17 protein-coding genes are annotated in these 23,112 nt (G+C 58.2%); 13 read left to right on the forward strand and 4 right to left on the reverse strand.

Annotated features, from left to right (window positions below; genetic code table 11):
* Positions 1-248: 248 nt before the first annotated feature.
* The gene (locus tag GF423_RS09570) at positions 249-1,310 is read left to right on the forward strand and encodes a hypothetical protein (RefSeq protein ID WP_154328145.1); all 1,062 of its coding nucleotides are present in this window, start codon (positions 249-251) and stop codon (positions 1,308-1,310) included.
* A gap of 176 nt (positions 1,311-1,486) precedes the next feature.
* On the opposite strand, the gene GF423_RS09575 is transcribed toward GF423_RS09570, so the two are convergent.
* Positions 1,487-3,430 carry an IS1634 family transposase gene (locus GF423_RS09575; protein ID WP_154328146.1) on the reverse strand — a complete coding sequence of 648 codons (1,944 nt, stop codon included), beginning with the start codon at positions 3,428-3,430 and terminating at the stop codon, positions 1,487-1,489.
* A 402-nt stretch (positions 3,431-3,832) separates the two neighbouring features.
* Between GF423_RS09575 and GF423_RS09580 the strand changes: the two genes are divergently transcribed.
* The 4 genes from GF423_RS09580 to GF423_RS09595 all read left to right on the forward strand — a co-directional run bounded on the left by GF423_RS09580 (position 3,833) and on the right by GF423_RS09595 (position 7,650).
* Positions 3,833-4,930 carry a hypothetical protein gene (locus GF423_RS09580; protein WP_154328147.1) on the forward strand — a complete coding sequence of 366 codons (1,098 nt, stop codon included), beginning with the start codon at positions 3,833-3,835 and terminating at the stop codon, positions 4,928-4,930.
* A 132-nt stretch (positions 4,931-5,062) separates the two neighbouring features.
* On the forward strand, positions 5,063-5,770 hold the full coding sequence (cmk, locus tag GF423_RS09585) for a (d)CMP kinase (RefSeq protein ID WP_154328148.1): 708 nt from the start codon (positions 5,063-5,065) through the stop codon (positions 5,768-5,770).
* 25 nt (positions 5,771-5,795) lie between these two features.
* On the forward strand, positions 5,796-6,710 hold the full coding sequence (locus GF423_RS09590) for a 4-hydroxy-3-methylbut-2-enyl diphosphate reductase (protein WP_154328149.1): 915 nt from the start codon (positions 5,796-5,798) through the stop codon (positions 6,708-6,710).
* A 25-nt stretch (positions 6,711-6,735) separates the two neighbouring features.
* Positions 6,736-7,650, forward strand: a complete 915-nt coding sequence (locus GF423_RS09595) for a hypothetical protein (RefSeq protein WP_154328150.1) — start codon at positions 6,736-6,738, stop codon at positions 7,648-7,650.
* Positions 7,651-7,707: 57 nt separating this feature from the next.
* Here GF423_RS09595 and GF423_RS09600 read toward each other — a convergent pair whose 3' ends face one another.
* Both GF423_RS09600 and GF423_RS09605 read right to left on the reverse strand, forming a co-directional pair.
* Positions 7,708-8,706, reverse strand: coding sequence for an MBL fold metallo-hydrolase (locus tag GF423_RS09600; protein ID WP_206113216.1), 999 nt, complete (start codon positions 8,704-8,706; stop codon positions 7,708-7,710).
* 2 nt (positions 8,707-8,708) lie between these two features.
* Complete coding sequence (locus GF423_RS09605) at positions 8,709-9,416, reverse strand: SAM-dependent methyltransferase (RefSeq protein WP_154328152.1); 708 nt, start codon at positions 9,414-9,416, stop codon at positions 8,709-8,711.
* A gap of 376 nt (positions 9,417-9,792) precedes the next feature.
* Here GF423_RS09605 and GF423_RS09610 point away from each other — a divergent pair, with 376 nt between their 5' ends.
* The 3 genes from GF423_RS09610 to folB all read left to right on the forward strand — a co-directional run bounded on the left by GF423_RS09610 (position 9,793) and on the right by folB (position 13,287).
* A complete protein-coding gene (locus tag GF423_RS09610; RefSeq protein ID WP_154328153.1) occupies positions 9,793-11,352 on the forward strand; it encodes a YncE family protein in 1,560 nt (519 codons plus the stop codon).
* Positions 11,353-11,460: 108 nt separating this feature from the next.
* The gene (locus GF423_RS09615) at positions 11,461-12,900 is read left to right on the forward strand and encodes a hypothetical protein (protein ID WP_154328154.1); all 1,440 of its coding nucleotides are present in this window, start codon (positions 11,461-11,463) and stop codon (positions 12,898-12,900) included.
* A gap of 36 nt (positions 12,901-12,936) precedes the next feature.
* Complete coding sequence (folB, locus tag GF423_RS09620; protein WP_154328155.1) at positions 12,937-13,287, forward strand: dihydroneopterin aldolase; 351 nt, start codon at positions 12,937-12,939, stop codon at positions 13,285-13,287.
* 105 nt (positions 13,288-13,392) lie between these two features.
* On the opposite strand, the gene GF423_RS09625 is transcribed toward folB, so the two are convergent.
* Positions 13,393-14,808: an aspartate ammonia-lyase gene (locus tag GF423_RS09625; protein WP_154328156.1), complete on the reverse strand. Its 1,416-nt coding sequence runs from the start codon at positions 14,806-14,808 to the stop codon at positions 13,393-13,395.
* A 176-nt stretch (positions 14,809-14,984) separates the two neighbouring features.
* On the opposite strand from GF423_RS09625, the gene GF423_RS09630 reads away from it, so the two are divergent.
* The 5 genes from GF423_RS09630 to GF423_RS09650 all read left to right on the forward strand — a co-directional run bounded on the left by GF423_RS09630 (position 14,985) and on the right by GF423_RS09650 (position 23,076).
* On the forward strand, positions 14,985-16,229 hold the full coding sequence (locus tag GF423_RS09630) for an RsiV family protein (RefSeq protein ID WP_154328157.1): 1,245 nt from the start codon (positions 14,985-14,987) through the stop codon (positions 16,227-16,229).
* 4 nt (positions 16,230-16,233) lie between these two features.
* Positions 16,234-17,418 (forward strand): MFS transporter, encoded by a 1,185-nt coding sequence (locus GF423_RS09635; RefSeq protein WP_206113217.1) that lies wholly within the window; start codon positions 16,234-16,236, stop codon positions 17,416-17,418.
* 172 nt (positions 17,419-17,590) lie between these two features.
* A complete protein-coding gene (locus GF423_RS09640) occupies positions 17,591-18,097 on the forward strand; it encodes an HD domain-containing protein (protein WP_154328158.1) in 507 nt (168 codons plus the stop codon).
* An 83-nt stretch (positions 18,098-18,180) separates the two neighbouring features.
* Positions 18,181-20,352 (forward strand): fibronectin type III domain-containing protein, encoded by a 2,172-nt coding sequence (locus GF423_RS09645; RefSeq protein ID WP_154328159.1) that lies wholly within the window; start codon positions 18,181-18,183, stop codon positions 20,350-20,352.
* 108 nt (positions 20,353-20,460) lie between these two features.
* Complete coding sequence (locus GF423_RS09650; protein WP_154328160.1) at positions 20,461-23,076, forward strand: DUF5722 domain-containing protein; 2,616 nt, start codon at positions 20,461-20,463, stop codon at positions 23,074-23,076.
* Positions 23,077-23,112 lie beyond the last annotated feature (36 nt).

Here is a 23,112-nt window from a genome sequence, read left to right on the forward strand (position 1 = left end):
AGGATATACACAGTTAAATTTCCAAACACAATAACAATTGTTGAGCGGGCTGCGCGTCGCGACGATGTGCCTCCCGCTGTTTCTTTTTGTGTGTTGCAGTTGCGTGGGCAATGCACGATTCTTCCCATGGCTATCCCCCCTTGTCACGGGCTGGCGACTTTTATGAGAAACTGTTTTCTCACGGTTTTAAAATTTTATTGGTGTTCTCACGTTATTATTACAGTAGATTTGTGTTTTTTTTAATGAGAATGATAAGAAATTTAGAAGCCTGCATGGCAATTCTTGCCTTGGTCCTGTGCATGGGCTGGTCGTCGTGTGCTCGCCAGAGAAGCGTCGATGTTGTGGCCCATGCCCCCTTTCTGCAGCGGCTGGGCTTGGAAGATGTCGACAAGGTGGCCTTCGACGACAAGATGCAAATCGACAGCAGCAGCGTGCGCATCCCCGTGGGCGGAGCTGCCTTCGAGGCCTTGCTTGGCCAGGTAGCGCGCACCAATGCCGTGGGCGACGACGAGGACCCTGCCGGGTGTTGTATAGTGGGGGCACGCAGGCTTGCCAGCGACTTCGTGCTCATCAACTTCTCGCTCGACACCGGCGTGGGCGGCCTGGGCTTCATGGCGGTCTACGACGCGGCCGGCCGGCTCACCGACTACATGAACGTGGGCACGTGGCACTGTGAGCAGCCCAGCTACCGCACCCCCCAGGGTGGCTTAGCCCTGGTCGAGCGCGACAACATAGTGTGCCGCTTCGACGGCGACAATGCCTTCACGCTTGTCAAGGAAAACTCGGAATATGAAGCGGTGGCCGGCAACGTGGCTGGCGAGGCCTACCACAAAGTCGCCGATGTGTGGGCACAAGTGCGTGAGTTCAACTACGGCATCGACGCCAAGGGGCATTTTGTGCCCAAGGGCGTGGTGGTGAAAAAGCAACTGGGCATGACGGCCGAGCAAAAGCTGGCCTATGCCATCGACGACTTGGGCTGCCTGCCCATGAGCGACAGGTCGAAATATGACAAAATCAACCAGATGGCCGCACGCCTCAAGCATTTAGCTCCCGAGCATGACGAGTGGGCTCGCGACCTGCAACCCATTGTGCGAGATGCCTACGACCGCAACCCGGCCGAGTTTCTCAACTGGCTCTACTCCCGTCGCGGGTCAGGCAACCATCTCGCATTTGTTTTTTCCACCATCTATACTGGCGGACTTGAGGAAAAAACCACCTTGCTCGACCATATCGATGCCCTCGACAATGCCGCCGCCCGCACCTACCTGGGCAACCTGGTCGACCCCTGGACGCCGCCCGACAACGACTGACGAGCGCACAAGCTGACTGGACCGCTGGCTCTTTCTTTTTTTTGTTGTGCCTAAAATTTGGCAATGTGAATCTCTTGTCTTATCTTTCCTAATTTGACAGTTTGTTGTATTAACGTGTTACTACACAATACTTTACATAGTAAAGTAATGTAGCTAATTTTTCGGTGCTGCAAGGATTAACCTTTGTTAACCTTTCGGTAGAACGCGTTCATCGCTGCTTTTGTGATTATCTGTTTGTTAACTTCCACACCGGCAAGCTCTTGCAGTTGGTCGGTGAGGCTGGTGCGCTGGAACATGGGCACGTATCCCAGTCCCTGGATTTGTCCGAAGCGCAGGTTCTGGAGAGTGTCGATCAGCTGGTCGACGGTCAGGGGGTGCTCCTTGTAGGCCTCGGGGAACGAGTCGGCCAGCTGCTTTTGCAGGAGCTTGAGCAGCAGCAGTGCGAGGAAGCAGACGAGGAAGTGGGAGCGGATGCGGTCCTGCCTGGAGAGGTAGACGGGTCTGGCCTCGAGGTGGGTCTTGGTGGTGCGGAACAGGTGCTCTATCTCGTGATGGAAGGAGCGTGCCTTGAGCACGAACGCGGCCTCGTCGTCGAGCGAGGTGGCGTAGGCGTAGAAGCCGTCGAGCTTCTCCTCCTGCCCTAGGATGTCGTCATTGATGACCATCTCGGTCTTGACGGCCGTCTGTCCGTCGTCGGTCTTGTGTATGGTCTCTATGTAGTTGAGCGGTGACTGCTGCGAGCGGCGCGGGTTGGCCTGCCCCCTGGCCACTATCTTCCTGGCCGCCGCGAGGCGCTCGGCGCGCTTGTGCCTGAGGAAGAGGGCGAAGTCGTGGCTGTAGGTGATGATGACCCTCTCGGCCCTGGAGGAGCTTTGCCATTGCCTGATGCGTCGCCCCCGGGCGTCGACGGGCGTTGCGCCGGGGTTCTCCCTGCGGGCCTCGAGCCACTGCGGGTTGAGGCCTTTCACGGTTTTGTCGACAAGTATCTCCTTGTAGAATGTGGTCTGGCGCAGCAGGGAGCTGTCAGCCTGGCCGCCCTCGCGCAGCACGTCCAGGTTGTAGAGGCCGCCGTCGGAGTACTTCTCGTGCAGCAGCCTGGCCTTTTCCCCGTCGGCGCAGTAGCCCAGCCTCCAGCCCCTGGGGTCGACGGCGGCCCGGCGGTCGGCGGCGGGCAGCGAGGGGATCGACTGGACGCAGATGTAGTCGCGGCCCTGGTCCATGTTGTAGCGCCGGTTGCCCTCCGAGGCCAGGCCGGCGTCGGTGGAGACGACGAACTCGGTCAGGCCGAACTTGCGCCTCAGCACATCCTCGAGCGGCTGGAGCGTGGCCTGCTCCGACTCGTTGCCCGGGAAGACCACAAAGGCCAGCGGGATGCCGTCCATGTCCATGAACATGCCCATCTGCACGATGGGGCTGGGCCGGTTCTCTTTCGACTTGCCGCGCTTGCGCAGCCCGGCCACGAGCTCGCCGGTCTCTATGTTCACCGTGTCCCTGTCGTTGTCCTCGATCTCGAAGTAGTAGTTGGTGCAGTCGTAGTAGATCACCCTGTCCCTGCGTTCCATGAACCTGGCCGAGCAGGCGTAGACGCCGGCCTGGATGTCGTCGATGTGGCCCGAGAGCAGGCTCAGGGCCCGGTACATGTCGGCCTCGCCGAACTTCGGAGGCCGCACCAGCCCCTGCGCCTTCCGCAGCGTCCTCTGCTTGGAGCAGGGGAAGAGCATACGGCCCGTGACCAGCGTCCTCAATATCCCGTCGAGGTCGAACTTCGCCTTGCTCGCCTTCTTGATCTCGGCGCACATGCGGGGCAGGCCGAGCCTGTTGTAAAGCGGCAGCAGCATCAGGTCGCCGCCCGCCCGCAGAGGCAGGTCGCCCTTGCCCACGGTCTGGCCCGGGTAGAAGTCAACCGAAATGCGCTCCCTGCCGGCCTTCTCCTCCTCGGTCATGCGGGCCGCCAGGTCCCTGACCCACTGGCGCGGGTCCTGGCAGCCGTACTTGCGCCTGATGTCCTCAAGCAGCCCCAGCCGCCTGACAGTCTTGGTGGTAGACTTGCCGTCGATGCGCACCGACTTCTGGATGTAAGCCCACGTGCCCTTCTTCGTAGTGCCGAATGTCGCCTTCATATCTATAATCCTTTAATGTAATAACTACTATTAGCTACAAATATACAAATAAAAAATGAACTGTGCAACAATTCATTAGAAAAAATTTTACACTCTAACTGTCAAAGTCCCGCGGGTCAGGCAACCATCTCGCATTTGTTTTTTCCACCATCTATACTGGCGGACTTGAGGAAAAAACCACCTTGCTCGACCATATCGATGCCCTCGACAATGCCGCCGCCCGCACCTACCTGGGCAACCTGGTCGACCCCTGGACGCCGCCCGACAACGACTGACGAGCGCACAAGCTGACTGGACCGCTGGCTCTTTCTTTTTTTTGTTGTGCCTAAAATTTGGCAATGTGAATCTCTTGTCTTATCTTTGTGCGTGTTAGATTTTATGAATTACTAAAGTATAGAAAGCATGAACACTTTACGACAATTTGCAGTTTTGCTGGTGACTGTGGCCATCGGCCTCAGCTCGTGCCAGAAGGCTGTGGGCAAGGTCACTCCCGTGAAGAGTGATTTTACTTTTTTAAAGAAACTGGGCATCGAGACTACAGGTGGCATTGTGCTGCCCGACAGCATCGACCGAGAGCACATCGACTCGCGCCACGATGCGGCCTTCATGCTCGACTTCAACAAGCAGGCCGTGCCGCTGCTCGACGAGGTGTTGGACTTGACTACCAACCCCGACCAGCGCGACGTCATGAACTACATACTGGGCATCAAGGCGTTGCCAGGCTATTTCACGCTGGTGGCCTATGAGCGGGCCTACGGCGACGGCACGGCGGCCTATGTGGGCATCTACGACAGGCAGGGCAGGCTCACCGATTTCATGAATTGCGGCAAGTGGTTTCGGGAGGAGCCGGCGTGGCAAGGCGAGGACAATCAGTGCCTTGTGGAACGCAAAAAGTCGTTGCTCAAGTTTGTTGCACCTGGCGAGTTTGTCATCGTGCGCGACCAAGGCTTGTACTCAGGCATCGTCGACACCACGCAATTTGAGTGCACCAAGACTGGCTGCAAGTGGAAGATAGTCAATGAACTGCACTACAGGATCGATGCCCAGGGGCACATCATGCTTGAGCGCACCGTGTGCAACAAGAGCCAGAATGTGCCTGCCACCAGTGCCTTCACCGACAAGGTGGACGAGGCCATCTACCTGCCGCGCTCGTCGGGACAGGAGAGCCTCGACAGGCTCAACCGCCTGGCCACCAGCAGCGGGATGGTGCGTTTTGAGAGCCTCGACAACGCTACCGATGCGTTCAACGGCATCTACGACCTGGCCTTGGCGCTGAGCGACCGCTACCAGTACGACCCGCAGCTGGTGCTCTCGTGGATGGCCAGCCACCGCGGCCCCGGCGGGAGCAGGCTCACGCGGGTGTTTGAGTTTGTCTTTGCCTACAGCATGATACCCAAGGAGGTGCTGGTCAAGGACATCGAGTCGATGCAGGACCCTGAGGCCCGCCGCTACATCGAGCGGCTCACTGCGCAGTGGGGGCCGCGCGATGCCGTGGGGTAGAGAGAACTTAAACAAGGTTGTGACCTGTGGCGGGCTGTGCTAAGGTGAAATTAAACAGCGTTTTATTTTTCTCTTAGCACGGCTTGCACTAACTTTGCACTTGGAAAAACATAAATAATTTTTTTTCAAGTCATGGAAAAGAAACTCATCAATGTGGCCATCGACGGCACCTCGTCGAGCGGCAAGAGCACAATGGCCAAGGCCCTGGCCAAGTATGCAGGCTACACCTACATCGACACGGGCGCCATGTATCGTGCCGTTACGCTCTACTGCCTGCAGCATGGCTACATCAAGGATGGCAAGGTCGATGTGCAGCGCCTTGTTGCCGCCCTTGGCGACATCAAGATATCGTTTAAGCTCGACGGCGGCGTGCAGCACACCTGCCTCAACGGCGTCGACGTGGAGAAAGAAATACGTGGTCTCGAGGTGAGCAACAACGTGAGTCCCGTGGCCGCAGTGCCGCAGGTGCGCCACGAGCTGGTGCGGCAGCAGCAGGAGCTGGGTCGCGGCAAGGGCGTGGTGATGGACGGCCGCGACATAGGTACCACCGTGCTCCCCGATGCCGAAATCAAGATATATGTGACCTCGAGCCCCGAGGTGCGCGCCCGGCGCCGCTATCGCGAGATGCTGACCAAGGGCGAGACTGGCGTCACCCTCGACGAGGTGGTGGCCAACGTGCGCATGCGCGACCACATCGACTCTACCCGCGCCGAGAGCCCCCTGCGCAAGGCCGAGGGCGCTTGTGAGCTCGACAGCACTCCCATGAGTGCCGACGAGCAAAACCAGTGGATGATCGACTACTTCAAGCATTGGATGGAAGACCACGGTTATCAGGGTTGACCACTGAAAAAACACTATACAAGTCATGGCTACTATCGAGATTGATTCGCATTCGGGATTTTGCTTTGGCGTGACTCGAGCCATCAACAAGGCCGAGGAGGAGCTGGCCAAGGGCGGGCACCTCTACTGTCTGGGCGACATCGTGCACAATGCCAGCGAGGTGGAGCGGCTGGGCGACAAGGGCCTGGTCACCATCACCCACGAGCAGCTCAAGCAGTTGCACAACGTGAAGGTGCTGCTGCGTGCCCATGGCGAGCCGCCGTCGACCTATGAAATTGCCCGCCGCAACAACATCGAGATCATCGATGCCACCTGCCCGGTGGTGCTCAAGCTGCAACAACGCATCAACAACACCTACCACTCGGGCAGCGAGACCTCGCCCCAAGTCGTGATCTACGGCAAGCGCGGCCATGCCGAGGTAAACGGCCTCGTGGGCCAGACCGACGGTCGTGCCCTTGTGATTGAAAATGAGGACGAAATTGGGAAAATCGACTACTCGCGCGATGTGTTTCTCTACAGCCAGACCACCAAGAGCGTGCAAGGCCTGGGGCAGATTGTAGACCAGGTGGGCAAGCGCATGCAGGCCGGGGCCGAGCTCAAGAGCTACGACACCATATGCCGCGCCGTGGCCAACCGCATCCCCCAAATCAGGGAGTTTGCCCGCAGCCACGACCTCATTCTCTTTGTGTGCGGCAACAAGAGCAGCAACGGCAAGATTTTGTTTGCCGAGTGCCATGATGCCAATCCCGAGTCGCACCTCATCAGCGACGAGACGCAGCTCGATGCCTCCTGGCTTGCCGGCAAGGAGCGCATAGGCGTGTGCGGCGCCACCTCCACCCCCATGTGGCTCATGCACCGTGTGAAAGAGGCTGCGGCGCGCATGCTTGCCAGCGCGGGCACCCACGCCGTGCAAGGTGAGAAAGAAGATACGAAACAATAATAATTATATAGATATATACACTCGCATGTCGAAACGGCAGCTGTTCATCATCATCGCCATCCTGGTAGTGCTCGACATTGCAGCAGGATTCTGGTACCTGGCCGGGCACATCAATGCCGACGGCAACGGTGCCGTTTTGTTTGATTCCAGCGACGAGGCTGTCGAGGCGGCCGACACCGTGGCCGGCAACAGCAAGCCCGACCATTTTGAGACGATGGCGGCACATGCCTATTATGTTTCGCGCCAGCCCGTCGAGGAGGAAGACGCCTCGACCTATCTCTCGTGCATCAAGCGCTTCAAGGGGCGCATTCCCGTTTCGGTCAATGGCAACAAGGCCCTGGGCGAGCTGCTGCTGGCCTTGGACCGCAAGGCCTTCGACAGCACTTCGACCTCGATGCGAGCCTGTGTCGATAAGTTTGTGGGCACGCCTGTTTTTGCCGCAGGGTTCGGCGACATCGACTACAAGAAAATCAAGGCCGAGCCCGATGTTGTGATGGGCTACGGCTATGTTGAGGGGGTGAAAGTGTATCCTGTGTTTGGTTCAAAGTGCTTCCTTGTCATGGCTATCGACAAGACGGGCTTCACGGGCAAAGAGGATGTTGAGAAAATGGCCTTCGTCACCTACGACCGCATCCACCAGCGGGTGCTCAATGCCTATGACATGCTCGACATGTCGCAGGAAGGCGCGCTGTTGAGGGTGCTCAACGATGCCGCCGAGAGCCAGCACGGCATTGAGGGCGGCATCCCCAAGTTGCCCCAGGAGCTGTGTCCCCGCCGCAACGGTTTCTATTTCATTTTCCCTGCTGGCACGATCGACAGCCGTGTGGCGCAGGTGTATGTGCCCTACAAGAAGGTGTGGGGGCAGCTCGGTGCCTCGTTCAGGCACATGGTCAAGTCCAACGCCGCCTTCAAGACCTACGACCCCGTCTCCTACAGGTGACTGGTCTTGCGGCGGGGTACCCCCGCTCGAGGCTATGATTCTTCCACTTTAGCTGTGTTATAACACAAACCACGTGCTGGTCTCGTAACGAGGCAGAGCATAGAGCTGCACGTCGCGGTCGCGCTGGCTGGGAGCAAAGCTGGCGTCGCCCACCGTGGCACCGCTGCCCTCGAGGGCAGCGCGCATGGTGCTCAGGGCAATCTCGGGCGTGTTGTTGTCGTTGCTCAGGTGGCACAGAAACACATATTTCAGACCGGGGCTGTAGATTTGACCCACAAACTGGGCCGCCATCTTGTTGTCGAGGTGCCCTTTCTCGGCACGCACGCGATTTTTCAGATACTCGGGGTAGTGGCCCTCATCGAGCATCACGCGGTCGTAGTTGCTCTCGATCATCAGGTACTCGGCCTGCCGCATGTAGTAGTCGGCACGCGGCGTGATCATGCCCATGTCGGTGCCCACGACAAAGCGGTGGCCGCCGCCCTCGATCATGAAGCCCATGTTGTCGGTGGCATCGTGCGAGGTCTCAAAGGCGGTGATGGTCATGCCGGCCAAGTGAAAGGGTATCTCCTTGAATATGGGCTCCTGGTAGTCTTTCACACGGCGCGAGATGTTGTGGTGGCGCAGCAGCCCGTTCATGAGCTTGGGCGTGCAATAGATGTGTATGTGCTTGTACTGGCGCACGATGCGGTACACATAGCGCACATGGTCGCTGTGGTCGTGGGTGAGGATGATGCCCTTGACCATGCTGGGCGAGATGCCGTTTTGAGCCAGGTCGTGAAACACGTGGGTCATGTCGACCCCGGCGTCGATGAGGATGCCCTGGCGGCTGTTGCCCAGGTAGGCGCAGTTGCCGCTCGAGCCGCTGCCGAAGCTGGCAAACTGCATGGGCCACGTCGACTTGTCGTCGTTGCCGGCGGCTGCTGTCGCGTGCTTGCCGCCGCTGTCTTTGTCATTCAGGTCCGGGGCTTGCCGGGCGTCGTCGTCATTGTCGAAGTAGATGACGCCTTGCCGGGTCTCGTTGTAGCTGTGTCGGTATTTTCGATTGTCTCGTTTCATCGCTATTTGTAAAGTAAAAAGATGGTGGGCACCTTGTTCAGGTCCACCTGGTGCCGCGCCCATTCTTTCACCGGGCGGGTCACGATGCGCTCGGCAGGGCCGGTGATGTCGGTGGCCACACACAGCTTGAGGCTTGCTGGCAGCACCCGTGCAAGCTCGGCCAGGAGCGAGTTGTTGCGGTAGGGCGTCTCGATGAAGATTTGCGTTTGATCTTCTTTCAAGATGCGGCGCTCCATCTCCTTGAGCTTGCGTGCACGCTGGCCCGCCTCGATGGGCAGATAGCCCAGAAAGGCAAAACTCTGGCCGTTGAAGCCGCTGCCCATGAGGCCCATGAGCACGCTCGACGGCCCCACCAGCGGCTTCACGCGCAACCCCTTGCGCTGCGCAATGGCTACCACGTCGGCTCCAGGGTCGGCAATGGCGGGGCAGCCGGCCTCGCTTATCACGCCCATGGCGTTGCCTGCCTCAAGCGGGGCCAGATAGCCCGACACCGCGCGGGGGTCGGTGTGGCGGTTGAGCTCGTAGAAGGTGAGACTGTCGATGTCGATGTCGCGGTTGCATTTCTTCAAGAAGCGACGCGCCGAGCGCACATTCTCGACAATGAAGTACTTGATCTCGCTCACCAGCGCTATGTTGCTCGCAGGCAGCACGCAGCTCAAGTCTCCATCGCTCAATTGCACGGGTATAAGATATAACGCAGTCTCAGCCATTCTATAGATAATTGCTCTTATAACTTGCAAAGGTACTAATTTTTTTTGAGCTCAGCCTGGCCAATGCACATTTTAGTTTGCTTTTGCCCATGCAAAGTTCACAAAAACAAGTGCGTAGAATTGTGCGGTTGTCTGGCAACAAAAAAAAGGAGACCGAAGTCCCCTTAAGATTGTGCCACTTTGTGTGGCTGAAAGTTAAACGTCATCGCACGGCCACAAGGGAAAAATGATTCTCGGGGGCAAGTTAATAAGCATTTCCCTGATATGCAATGCTTTTACAAATTAAAATTTTGAAATTGAAAGACGATTGTGCTCCTCGCTTGGATTTTAATAAACTTTGGAGTATTTTTGTAAATCATAATAGGATTGTCTACACATGAAGCCATTCAAAACCACTATTTCACACATTGCGCGGTTGATACTCTGGGCGATAGCCATCGCCGGGGCCTGTGGTGTCGTTGCCCAGCTCAACGAGCCGGTGCCACCGGTGTTTCACAGCAAGATAGGCGACAAGGCTGCCTCGCGGCATGGCGAGGTGAAGCTCGCCGTTACGGGACAGAAGCTCAACTACGTGGGCTGCAACAAGGCGCTGCGCGACACCGATGTGTACTCGCCCAAGTCGGCACATTTCCACCCCGACGGCACAAAATACTATATCAACTCGCTTGAGGGCTGCATGACGATAGTCTATGATGCGGCGACTGGCAAAAAGCTACACGTGATCAAGCACAAGTTTACCGATGCCAATGCCTACTTGTGGGCCAAGCCGAGCGGGCTTTACCATTTTACCCACTACAGCAAGCACCTCAACACCTTCTGGGGGAGGCCGGTGGAGAGTGCCTTCTCGCACAAGGGCCGCTACCTGTGGATACCCTACTACCGCCGCAGCTACGACTTGAACGCGCAGGACCCCAGCGCCATATCGGTGGTCGACACCAGGGCCGACACCATCGTGAGGGTAATGGAGACCGGCCCGCTGCCCAAGATGGTGGCCGCCAGCCACGATGGCAAGTATATGGCTGTGACCCACTGGGGCGACAACACGGTGGGCTTGATCGATATCTCGAGTCGGCGTCCGGTCGACTGGCACTGGGCAACGTGCATCACAGTCGACCACAAGCTCAAGCTCAACTTCAGCACTACCGCCAAGGTCGACCGCGACAGCCACAGCGGCTACCTGCTGCGAGGCACTGTGTTTACCCCCGACGATCGCTACCTGCTGGTGGGGTGCATGGGCGGTGTGGGTGGCATTGCCGTCATCGATGTGCAACAGCTCAAGTACTTGGGCCGTCTCACGGGCGTGTACAATGCGCGCCACTTGGTCATCGACCATGGCTATCTCTATGCCAGCCTCAATGCCGCCGGCATTGTGCAGCGCTTGGCGCTCGACACCGTGCTTGACGCAGTGCGGCGGCTCGGCGTGCGCAAGACCGCCGTGCTCAAGGGGTGGCAAGCGTGCCGTGTGGGCCGTGGCGCACGCACCATAAGCCTCTCGCCCAGCGGCAACTACCTCTATGCCGCCTGCAACGCTGCCAGCGAGCTGTGTGTGGTCGACACGCGCACCATGAAGCTGGTGGCGAGCCTGCATCTCGACTCCTATCCGGTGGGTCTCGACATCTCGGCCGACGGACGCCATGTGGTGGTCACTTCACAAGGCCGCAAGGGGCATGGGGGCAATGCCGTGAACCTGGTCACAGTCGACTATGCCACGCCCGAGCCCAATCTGCTCCTGGCCAAGGCAGCGGCAACATCGCCCGTTGCTGCAACTGGCGCTGGCAAGCTGGCACAGACCAAGGCAGCTGTGGAGAAAGCGGTGAAGATGCCTGTGGGCCAGTGCCTCACCTTGCTGCTGGGCGTTGTGCTGGTCGTGCTCATCGTGGTGTTGCTCAAGGTTGTGAACCGCCACTCGCATGACAAAGCCCCGCACGCCGACTGAGGCCGCCCGCGGCCACCCTGGTTCGTGACAAGACTTGGCACGGGTCATGGCAATAAATGCCGCATTTTCTCGTTGTATTTATCGTAATCATAGTGAGAGTGAACGACGATGAAAAAAATTCTATATATCCTGCTTGTGGCTGTGGCGGCATCGGTTGCCTTGAGCAGTTGCATCAACGACGACTTCGACACCACGGGCACCGGCCTGCTCACGTTCTCGACCGACACCGTTGCCTTCGACACGGTGATGACGGGCCAGGGCACCGCCACCAAGCAATTTGTGATCTACAACAAGAGCGACAAGCAAGTGCGCATCAGTTCGCTCAAGGTGGCTGGCCTTGCCAGTGGCGCCAAGTTCTATTTGAACGTCGACGGCGAGAAGGGCAGCGAGTTTCGCGATGTCGAGATACGCGGCAAGGACTCGATCTACGTCTTTGTCGAGGCTTATCTGAATGAGAATACAACAAGCGAGCTCAACCACGTGCTCGACCGCATCGACATGGTGGTGAACGGCGCTACCCAGAGCGTGGTGCTGAGTGCCTGGGGGCAGAACTTCACGCGCCTTGCCCGTGACACGATAAAGGAGGATACCCGGCTCACGGCCGACCGCCCCTATGTGGTCTACGACACGCTCACTGTGATGCCAGGTGTCACGCTCACGATCGACCCTGGCGTAACCCTGTATTTCCACGACAAGGCCGCGTTGGTGTCGCTGGGCACTGTCAACGCTGTGGGCACTCACGACAAGCCCATCGTGATGAGGGGCGATCGTCTCGACCATGTGGTGGGCCAAATCAGTTTCGACATCATGAGCGGCCAGTGGGGCGGGGTGCAGCTCTACGGCCCGGGCAACGTCTTTGAGTATGTCGACATTCACAGCTCCTCGTCGGGGCTGGTGGTCATGAGCAGCGACCCCACAGTGCAGTCGCTCTACATGCTCAACTGCGTGCTGCACAACTCGAGCAGCTATGGCTTCATGGCGTTCAACGCCTGGGTCGAGGCCTACGGCACCGAGTTCAGCGACGCGCCCAAGGGGGTGGCTTACTTTGAGGGGGGCAAGTTGCGCTGCGTGAATTGCACGTTTGCCAACTATTACCTCTTTGAAGCCGTCGACGGTGCCAACATCATCCTCTTCGACCAAGACGAGGAGAAAACCTATCAGAGGCTCGATGCCGTGCTGGCCAATTGCATCTCCTACGGTCTGGGCTACGACATCAACGACGTTGCCAGCAGCGACAAGATTGTGACGACCAACATATATTTCTACAACACTTTGTTCAAGAGCAGCGGCGAGGACGACACCCATTTCTTCAACAATGTGTGGGCAGGCGACCCCAAGTTCTACGTCGACCGCGACAACTACGTGTTCGACTATCGCCTCAATGACGAGAGCGATGCCATAGGCAAGGCCGACCGCACTTTCATACCCGAGGCGGCACGCTACGACCGCTATGGGCAGGACCGCTTTGCCCGCGAGGCTGTCGACCTGGGCGCCTATGTGTGGGTGCCGGCTCCTGCCCACGACGGCAACAAGCTGAAAAGCCATTGAAGTGTGTGTATATAACAAAAATGACGATACAACCCAATGAATAGCATTACACTCAACAAGTGCCGTTTTTTCTCCTACCACGGCGTCGACGAGCAGGAGCGTGTGGTGGGCAACCACTTTGAAGTCACGCTCAAGGTGTACTGCCCCATGCACTCGGCCATGACCAGCGACGACCTCGACGGCACCGTCAACTATGCTGCGCTCTACAGCGTGGTAGAGCGTGAGATGGCCGTGCCCAGCAAGCTGCTCGAGCATGTGGCCCACCGCATCATCGAGGCCGTGAAGCGGGATTTCCCCACGGTCACTGGCGGCGAGATCACGATAAGCAAGCTCAGGCCGCCTTTCCACTGCGACCTGCAAAGTGTAGATATCACCATTGCCTGGTAGGGTGCTCGCAGCACTCCTGCGGTGACCGTTGACAGAAAGAAACTACAAAAAACAGCCTGTGCCGCCATTGTGCAGCACAGGCTGTGGTGTTGTCTTGCAGGAGGATTACTTGAGCACAAACTTGTGGCTCATGAGCATCTCTTGCGGGTTGAGGGCTTCGTCGAGCTTCTCCTTGGTCATGAGGCCCTTCTCGAGCACGATGTCGTAGACCGAGCGGTTGGTTTCAAGGGCTTCCTTGGCCACCTTGGTGCTCTGCTTGTAGCCTATGTAGGGGTTGAGGGCGGTGACGATGCCAATGCTGTTTCTCACCATCTCGGCGGTGTGCTCGGCATTGACGGTGATGCCCTTGATGCACTCCTCGGTGAGGGTGTCGATGGCATTGCACAGCCAGGTCACGCTCTCGATGATCGACTCGGTGATGACGGGCTCCATCACGTTGAGCTGGAGCTGGCCGGCCTCGGCGGCAAAGGTTACGGTAGTATCGTTGCCTATCACCTTGAAGCACACTTGGTTGGTCACCTCGGGTATCACGGGGTTCACCTTGCCAGGCATGATTGAGCTGCCAGGAGCCTTGGGAGGCAGGTTGATCTCGTGCAGGCCGCAACGGGGACCGCTGGCAAGCAGGCGGAAGTCGTTGCACATCTTGCTCAGCTTCACGGCCAAACGCTTGAGGGCGCCACTGTAGCTCACATAGGCACCTGTGTCGGGAGTAGCCTCGACCAGGTCGGGCGACACGGTGAAGGGCTCGCCGGTGAGCTTGGCCAGGTTCTCGGTGCACAGCTTGGCAAAGCCAGGCACTGCATTCAGACCGGTACCAATGGCGGTGCCGCCCATGTTGATCTCGTGCAGCAGTTTCACGTTGCGCTCGAGGTTGAGGATTTCCTCCTCCATGTTGTTGGCAAAGGCATTGAATTCCTGCCCGCTGGTCATGGGCACAGCATCTTGCAGCTGGGTGCGTCCCATCTTTATGGTGTTTTTATATTCTTCGCCCTTGTCGCGCAGTGCATTGATCATGCGGGTGAGGCTCTCGACAAGGCGCTTGTTGAGCAAGATGAAGGTGAGGCGTATGGTGGTGGGGTACACGTCGTTGGTCGACTGGCCGCAGTTGCAGTGGTCGTTGGGGTAGCAGTACTGGTACTCGCCCTTCTGGTGTCCCATGATTTCGAGGGCGCGGTTGGCAATCACCTCGTTGGCGTTCATGTTCACGCTGGTCCCTGCGCCGCCTTGCATCATGTCGATGGGGAAGTTCTCGTGCAGCTTGCCCTCGAGTATCTCGCGGCATGCCTGTGAGATGGCTCCCGAAATCTCATCGTTGATCACGCCCAGCGAATGGTTGGCTTGCACGGCTGCCAGTTTCACATAGGCGATGGCGTTGACAAATTCAGGATAGTCGCGCATCTTCTTGCGGGAGATGTGGTAGTTGTTGATACCGCGTTGCGTCTGCACGCCATAGTAGGCTTCGGCAGGCACTTGGAGCTCACCCAACAGGTCGCTCTCAACTCTGAATTTCTGTTCACTCATGATTGTTTAGTTGTTTTATAGTATGGTTAATAACTGTGATGATGGTTATTGAAATTCAAAGGTAGGCATTAATTGCGACACTGGCCAAATTATAGGCGTTAAACTTCTTTACCAAACCGAATTTTATCACTATTTTTGCAACGCAATTTTTATTAGCGACCTATAAGGCTACTGTTTTGAGACAGAAATTTATATTCACACTATTTGTGGCAATGGGCTTCTTCCTTGGCATGAGGGCCCAGACCGAGATGCGCTTTCTCAATGCACGCGACTATGCCAGCATCGACACGATGTGGTATATCCCCGACACGGTAACGACTGTCGACAGCTTGGGTGCCAGCCTGACCTATCGGTTTCTCACCATTGAAAACCGCGACAGCTCGGTGAGCATCTACGATTGCTGGCGGCACTGGATGTCGCCCAAGTTTTGGGGAGTAGATAGAAATGGCTATAGTGTGTTCTACATTTGCGACAACCTCACAACCAGTGTGTTCTATATGTGCGATGCTGTGCCAGGGCGCAACTGGCTTGTGACCATGAGCGGCGACCGCGTCGAGTTTCCGTCGAGTTTCACGCTCGACACCATACCAGGCGGCTTGCTCGCGCTCGAATACGGGGCCGACCGCTATGTGGCCAATGCCAACGCCTATGCCTCGTTGCGCACCAAGGCCAAGCCGCTCATCGACCGCCTCGACAGTGTGCAGCGCTGGACCAGTGCTGGCGACACGGCGAGGCGTGTGGAGCTGCGCACTGACTATGCTATCGACTATCCGCAAGGCAGCGGGCCGGCCGACGGGGCTGTGCGACGCTGGATTTCGGCCGAGCTGGCCAGCAATGTCAACGCGCTTGTGACCGACACGGCCATTGCCGTGCTCGATGCGGGCTCGCAGCCCGACACGGCTGCGGTGTACCGCTACTATGCCCTCGCCTTCGACAGTGTGGTGTCTTGCTTGCACGGCTTGGGCTTGAACAAGGCCACCATCTTGCAGCGGGCCCGCTGGAACGGGCTGGTGACCTATTTGGCCGATTGCTCTGCCTATGCCGGCGGGGCAAGCGGCAGGGGCTCGTTTTGCTATGCCACCTTCGACACTGTCACAGGGCGCCTGCTCTCGAGCCGCGATATCATCAATGCCAGCAGCCATGCTGCCGTCGACAAGCTCATTGCCGATGAGCTCAACCGCCAGCTCGATGCTGCGGGGGTGCCGGGCAACCTTGTCGCCAGCCAGGGATATAACCCCGGTGGCAACGAGGGCACTGTGAGCGACTTCTGGACTGCCAGTTGCGCGTTTCTGCCTGGCGGTGTGGTGTTTTCCTACCAGCCCTATGAGATAGCGCAGGACAATGATTTCTATTTTGTAGTGATACCTTACAGCCGCATTCAGCCCTACTTGAAGTTGAACCCTGGCAAAGTTTCCAATTAATCGGGTGATACGGCTTGAAGAAAACAAGGGTATTCCACGCAGTCTCATCATCTTGATGGCTGTCGTGGCCGGCCTCACGGTCGCCAATCTCTACTACAACCAGCCCCTGCTCGAGCTCATGCGCGACCAGCTGGGCACAGGAGCGACCGAGGCCAATCTCATCACCGTCATCACCCAGGCAGGCTATGCCGCCGGGCTGTGCTTCTTGATTCCGGCGGGCGACTTGTACAGCCGCCGACGCCTCGTCGTGTCGTGCATGATCATGGCGGCGGTCATGGCGCTTGTCATTGCTTGTGCCACAAGTGTCTATGTGGTGTGGGCGGCCAGCCTTGTCATGGGGGCGTGCTCGGTGATACCGCAATTTTTCATGCCCATCGCGGGGCAATACTCACAGCCGCGCAACAAGGCGCGCAACATGGGCTATGTGCTCTCGGGCTTGCTCGTGGGCATCTTGGGAGCCCGTGTTGTGAGCGGTTTTGTGGGACAGTGGCTGGGCTGGCGGACCATGTTTTTCATCTCGGCGGGCATCATGGTAGTGTGCCTGGTCGTGACCCTCTATGCCATGCCGGCGATGAAGGCCAACTTCAGTGGCACCTACCGCCAGCTCATGCGATCGGTGGTGCACATCGTTGCGACCCATCGCCAGGTGAGAATCGACTCGCTGCGGGGCGGCTTTGCCTTTGGCAGCTTCCTGGCGGTGTGGTCGTGCCTGGCTTTTCACCTGTCGAGCGACTTCGGAGCAGGCAGCGACGTGGTGGGCTTGCTTGGCCTGTGCGGCCTGGCTGGCGCAGTGGCGGCAAGCGGCATGGGCAGGCTCGTGCCAGTGTGGGGCGTGCGGGCGCTGAGCATAGCGGGGGCGCTGTTGCAAGTAGCAGCCTGGGTGCTGGCCTGTGTTGCCGGTCACAGCATTGTTGCACTTGCCGTGGTTGTGATTGTGCTCGACGTGGGTTTGCAGTGCCAGCAGCTCAGCAACCAGAGCGACTGTCTGCGCCTCTTGCCCGAGGCTGGCAACCGAGCCAACACAATATTTATGACCACCTACTTTGTGGGCGGTGCGTTGGGCACCCTGCTTGCCGGGTGGGGCTGGGAGCTGGGGCGGTGGCCAGGTGTGTGTGCCGTGGGGGTGGCCATGGCCCTGTGCAGCATTGGGGTGTCGGTGCTGATTGACGGCAGGCCTGCACGGCGATGAACCCCTATGTCTTGCACGACACGAGCAGGACCAGACTTGAAAGGATAAGGAAAAAATCTCTCATTTTGTGTGTTTTTTTCTCACAGTTCTGCACAACTAAATGAAATGATTAAAATTATTATCTTTATATTTGTAAAGTAATATGGACCGCTAAATTGTGACACGCCAAGATATGGACTACAATGACATTATCGACCAGCTGACATGGAAAATCATCGACTTTGACAAGGGCGACCCCAAGCGCATCCAGCACCTGCTCAAGGTGCACCGTTTTGCCCAGCTCATTGCCCGAGCCGAGCATGTCGACGAGCACACACGGCAGGTGCTCGAGTGTGCCGCTGTGCTTCACGATGTGGGCATTCACCCGGCCGAGGCCAAGTATGGGCGCTGCGACGGCAAGCTGCAGGAGCAGGAAGGCCCGGCCCCGGCCCGGCGCATGTTACAGTCGCTCGGCCTGCCCCCTGCCGATATTGAGCGCACTTGCTACTTGATTGCCCATCACCACACCTATACCGATATCGACGGCATCGACTACCAGATACTGGTCGAGGCCGACTTCCTGGTCAACATCTACGAGGACAACCTGCCGCAGACCCAGGCCGCCATTGTGAAGGAGCGCATCTTCAAGACCGCTGCCGGCACGCGCCTGCTGCACTTGCTCTTTGAGGAGAAATATTAACGCAAAATTGCCTTCCCCCTCGTCTACTTTCACCATCTAACTAACCCTACCGACAACTATTCACATTAAATCATAAACACATTATGCTCAACAGGAAAAACTTTACCTCACTTTTGGCTACGGCGATTGTACTCCTTGGCGCCGTGCCTACGACAGCGATGACCAAGGTCGAGCTTCAGCCATCGATACAAAGAAGCCAGCCAATGGCGGGCAATACCCAGTCGCCCGCGCCAGCCAATGTGCAGCCGGCACAAACGCCTGTGGTGGGTGCACCTGTGCTCACTGCCCCCGACGGAACTGTGCTGTGGGGCTGCGTGATCGACGGCAGCAATTTCACCAACGACTACTGGACCGACCCCTATGGCGTGTATGCCTTCACGCCGGCCGACAGCATGACGCTCACAACCGTGTGCAAGACCAGCGACTTGAATGCCAACTGCGGCGGGGTGTTCTACGACGGTTGGTTTCACTATGTGACTATGCGCGATGCCTATGGCGACACCTACTTCTATCACAATGCCTACGACATCAACTCGTGGGACGAGGATACCTGGGTGCACGAGTCGCTCGACGACGGCTATCCCTATTGGGCCTTGTCGTGCACCTACGACGCCACCACATCACTGTCCTACGGGTGCTACTACACCAGCCAGGGCAAGGGCATGGAAATAGCTTCGCTCGACTACACCACGCTCACGCGCAAGTCGATAGCTCCCACCGACACGATGTATCTCGTGTTTGCGGCCGATGCCAAGGGGCAGCTTTATGCCATAAGTGCCGGAGCCAATCTGTATAAAATCGACAAGACAACCGGAGCTGCCACGCTGGTAGGCCCCACGGGTGTCGACATAGGCCGCTATGCACAAAGCGGCATCATCAATCCCCGCAACGGCAAGTTCTACTGGGCCTCTCAAGAGAAAAACTACGATGCCAACCTCTACGAGGTGAATCTCACGACCGGTGCTGCCACCTTGATAGGCCCCATCCCCTACAAGTCGCAGCTGTCGGCGCTCTACATCCCGGCCCCCGAGGCCAACGATGACGCCCCCGCTGTCGTCACCAACCTCACGGCAGCCTACAATGGCACGACCACGGTAGTGGGGTTCACGGCTCCTGCCGCCACCTTTGCCGGCGGCGAGCTCAAGGGTGACTTGAGCTACAAGGTCCTGGTCGACGGCAGTGAGGCCGCTACAGGCACTGTTGCAGCCGGAGCTGCAGCACGGGTCGATGTGGATGCTGCCGATGGCAATCGCGTCTTTACAGTCACTACGGCCAATGCTGCCGGCACCAGCCCCAAGGCCAAGGTTGAGGCCTGGGTGGGTTATGACACCCCCGCCGATCCTGCCGACGTGACTCTTGCTGTCGATGACAGCAATGTGGCTCACTTGAGCTGGAAAGCGCCAACTGCGGGTGTGCACAATGGCTACTTGGGCAAGCTTACCTATCGCCTCACCCGCTATCCGGGCGAGGTGGTTGTGGCCGAGAGCCAGGCCGACACCACCTTTACCGAGACATTGCCCAGCGCTGCCATGGCGAGCTACAGCTATGGTGTGACAGCCCTCAACGGCCAGCAGGAAAGCCTCATGACAAAGTCTAATGCTGTGGTCGTGGGCGACGGCTTCGACGTGCCCTATGCCGAGTACTTCGACGACCAGGCAAGTTTCGACCTGTTTACCTTGCTCGAGGGCGAAGAGACCGGGCTCACCTGGACGTGGAACAGCGCCGGCCAGTATGCCCAGTCGACGTGGGGCCGTGCCAAGGCGGCCGACCAGTGGCTCATCACCCCGCCCGTCAAGCTCGAGGCCGGACACACCTATCGCTTCTCGGCCAGCGTGGCAGCACAGAGTGCATCCTATGTCGAGCGTTTTGAGGCTGCTTGTGGCGTGGCTCCCACCCGGGCTGCCATGACCGAGCCCCTTGTTGCCCCCACCGAGTTGACCCAAGGCAAGACGTTCAAGGCCTATGGCAACGACTTTGTGCCTGTAACCACAGGCAAGTATTACTTTGGCATTCACGCCATGAGCGAGGCCGGCATGTTCCGTGTGCTGGCCGACAGCATCACGGTCACCCACATCATGGGCCCGACGGGAGTCACCAGTGTGGGCAGCGACGTCTCGACAGGAGATGTTGAGGTGTTCAATCTCAACGGTGTGCGTGTGTCCTGCGGTGCCGATGCACTGGCCACATTGCCCAAGGGCGTCTACATCTTGAAATATCGCGATGCTGCCCGTGGCAGGAAAATCGTGGTGAAGTGATTTCAATGTTCCCACATGATTTCTTTTTACAAACTGTCGACGGTTTTTTATAGTAATGTAGTATCTTTGTGATGCCTTTTAATGAAGCATAAACAATTATACATCGATATGAAACTAAGAACATTGATGCTGTTTCTACTGGCAGCGTTCACCCTCACAGTTTGGGCCGACAAGAGTGCCAATCTGCGCAACTACTTGTACAACAATGTCTACACGTCGCGCGTGACCAGTGTCAAGGTCACTGGCACGCAAGTCACAGTCGAGGGTGTGGTCGATGGCGAGGACGGCAGCTATGTCCTCGTCGAGGCCACACCGGCCGACAATGTCACCGAGGACACCGCCTTTGCCCACTGCACGGCGCTGACTGGCAAAAAATTCAAGGTCACGCTCTCGCGCTATGCCAGCTACGACGGCTACAACTACGACCGCGCGTTGTCGAAGTGGGCCATCGCCTCGACCTCGGGTGGCCGCGACTCGCTCGTGAGCTATGCCCGCTATGCCGACGAGGTGGCCGCCATCTCGTCGCCGGCCGCGCTCAAGCCGGTGAGCAAGAAAGGCGTGGGAGCAGGTCTGGGCGACACCTACATGCACGACCTCGACAGCCTGGACGCCAAAAACATCACGTGCAACATCGTGATTACCACCTTGATTGCCCAAAGCCCCATCTTTGCCCACAGTGTGGAGTACAGCTATGGCGGCAAGACCTATTACATCGATGGCGGTGCCATTGCCGAGTGGGACCGCCATCTCACCTACTATCAGCAGCGCGACATTGCCGTGAGTGCCATCATCCTGGTCACACCCAGCGCCAGCGACGGCACACTGAGCCATGTGTTCTGCCACCCCGACTACAACGGGGGCTACTACTCGATGCCCAACATGACTACCATGGAGAGCATCAACGCCTATGCAGCCATCATCAACTACCTGGCCAGCCGCTACAACGGCAGCGGCCATGGCCGCATCGAGCACTGGATCATGCACAACGAGGTCGATATGGGCACGACGTGGACCAACATGGGCTCGCCCGCCGAGCCTGTCTACATCGACGAGTATGTGAAGTCGATGCGACTGTGCTACAACATCGTGCGCCAGTATGACCAGCATGCTTTCATCTTGGGCTCCTATACCCACGACTGGACCGTAGGCGCGGGCGGCTACTCGTGCAAAAACATGCTTGAGCAGACGGTGCAGTACAGCACAAGGGAGGGCGACTTCCACTGGGGCGTCGCGGCGCATCCCTACCCGCAGGACTTGAGCAAGCCCGAATTCTGGAAAAACGACAAGCAGTCGACGGGTAGCCAGAACAGTCCCTATGTCACCTTCAAGAATCTGGAAGTGATCAACGAGTGGATACTCGACCCTGCCCATTTCTACAACGGCAGCGAGAAGCGTGCCCTCTTCCTCTCGGAAAATGGCACTAACTCGCCCTCTTACAGCGACAAGGACCTGGCCCTCCAGGCCGCAGGAGCATGCTGGGCCTGGAAAAAGGCCAACGCGCTCAAGGGCATCGACGCCATCATGTGGCACAACTGGATGGACAACCGTGTGGAGGATGGACTGCGCATAGGACTGCATTTCTTCCCCGACGACGAGACCCACCCTGGCGGGCGCAAACCCGTGTGGTATGTGTGGCGTGCTGCCGGCACAGCGCTTGAAGACAGCATCATGAATCCTTACATGAGCGTGATGGGGCTCGGCAGCTGGAACGACATCTTCTTGCTGGTGGAGGCCTCGGGCCGCACCTTTGTGCCCAACTACAGCTATGTGATGGAGGCCGAGGACTACGACCAGGGCGGTCGCGGCGTGGCCTACGACGGCCGCATGGAAACGGCTGGCTCGGCCTACCGCACCGACGTCGACGGCGTGAGCCTCGAGCAACGCTCGACTGCCAGCAACGGCTGGGACATTGCCGACATGGGCGCTGCCTGGAACAGCTATGACCTGGGCAAGTGGGTCGATGCCGACAAGCGCATCATAAGCCGTGCCATGGCCCAAGAGAACTGGGGCAGTTGGTTTACTTATAGCTTTGAGGCCGCTGCCCACATTGTGGCCGACATCTATGTGCACTTCGGCCAGGCCTGGGGCAAGTATGGCAAGGCTGCCGGCAAGGGGTGGGCTCCGAGCGACTCGACCTATCGCATCGAGCATGAGCCCTCCTTGAACTGGCCCCGCCACTATGCCGGTGCCGTGGTGGTGAGCCTCGACGGGGTGAACCTAATCACCACACAGACGGCCCGCCCCCTTGTGCCCGAGACCTTCCAGGCCCGTGGCACCAACTTCAACACGATTGCTGCCGACAAGTCGAAGTGGACCTCGACACTCACTGGCGGCGCCTTGTCGACCGACACCCTGTGGCTGTGGAGCAAGGCCAACGTGAATGGCTCGCTGGTCTACAACCAGGAGCCCGACTATAGCAGGGTGCACCTGGCCCCGGGGCAGCATGTGCTCAAGATTGCCAGTCTGTGCGGTGCGTGGACCTTCGACTGCATCAAGGTCGACTGCTACCAGCCTACTGGCGTGACCACCGTGGAGCGCGCTGTCCCGTCGCCTCTCAAGGCATGGGGCGGCATGGGGGCAGTGCACGTCGAGAGCGACAAGCCTGCCCGTGTGTTCAGTATCACAGGCCGGTTGATGGGCACGACGGCATCGGCCTTGCAGGTGCCGGCCGGCATCTATATCGTGACCACGGGAAGCGAGCACAAGAAGGTGATGGTGAGGTAGCACACACACTGTGCGCTTGCAATAAATCAAAGCGAG

This window comes from Sodaliphilus pleomorphus, from assembly GCF_009676955.1.
GTDB lineage: Bacteria > Bacteroidota > Bacteroidia > Bacteroidales > Muribaculaceae > Sodaliphilus > Sodaliphilus pleomorphus.

What these genes read in the sequence shown, in the direction of transcription:
- GF423_RS09625 (WP_154328156.1), bottom strand. Translation starts at nt 14,808, where the DNA reads ATGAGTGAACAGAAATTCAGAGTTGAGAGCGACCTGTTGGGTGAGCTC.
- GF423_RS09570 (WP_154328145.1), top strand. Translation starts at nt 249, where the DNA reads ATGATAAGAAATTTAGAAGCCTGCATGGCAATTCTTGCCTTGGTCCTG.
- GF423_RS09580 (WP_154328147.1), top strand. Translation starts at nt 3,833, where the DNA reads ATGAACACTTTACGACAATTTGCAGTTTTGCTGGTGACTGTGGCCATC.
- GF423_RS09645 (WP_154328159.1), top strand. Translation starts at nt 18,181, where the DNA reads ATGCTCAACAGGAAAAACTTTACCTCACTTTTGGCTACGGCGATTGTA.
- GF423_RS09600 (WP_206113216.1), bottom strand. Translation starts at nt 8,706, where the DNA reads ATGAAACGAGACAATCGAAAATACCGACACAGCTACAACGAGACCCGG.
- GF423_RS09590 (WP_154328149.1), top strand. Translation starts at nt 5,796, where the DNA reads ATGGCTACTATCGAGATTGATTCGCATTCGGGATTTTGCTTTGGCGTG.
- GF423_RS09615 (WP_154328154.1), top strand. Translation starts at nt 11,461, where the DNA reads ATGAAAAAAATTCTATATATCCTGCTTGTGGCTGTGGCGGCATCGGTT.
- folB (WP_154328155.1), top strand. Translation starts at nt 12,937, where the DNA reads ATGAATAGCATTACACTCAACAAGTGCCGTTTTTTCTCCTACCACGGC.
- GF423_RS09650 (WP_154328160.1), top strand. Translation starts at nt 20,461, where the DNA reads ATGAAACTAAGAACATTGATGCTGTTTCTACTGGCAGCGTTCACCCTC.
- GF423_RS09575 (WP_154328146.1), bottom strand. Translation starts at nt 3,430, where the DNA reads ATGAAGGCGACATTCGGCACTACGAAGAAGGGCACGTGGGCTTACATC.
- cmk (WP_154328148.1), top strand. Translation starts at nt 5,063, where the DNA reads ATGGAAAAGAAACTCATCAATGTGGCCATCGACGGCACCTCGTCGAGC.
- GF423_RS09605 (WP_154328152.1), bottom strand. Translation starts at nt 9,416, where the DNA reads ATGGCTGAGACTGCGTTATATCTTATACCCGTGCAATTGAGCGATGGA.
- GF423_RS09595 (WP_154328150.1), top strand. Translation starts at nt 6,736, where the DNA reads ATGTCGAAACGGCAGCTGTTCATCATCATCGCCATCCTGGTAGTGCTC.
- GF423_RS09610 (WP_154328153.1), top strand. Translation starts at nt 9,793, where the DNA reads ATGAAGCCATTCAAAACCACTATTTCACACATTGCGCGGTTGATACTC.
- GF423_RS09640 (WP_154328158.1), top strand. Translation starts at nt 17,591, where the DNA reads ATGGACTACAATGACATTATCGACCAGCTGACATGGAAAATCATCGAC.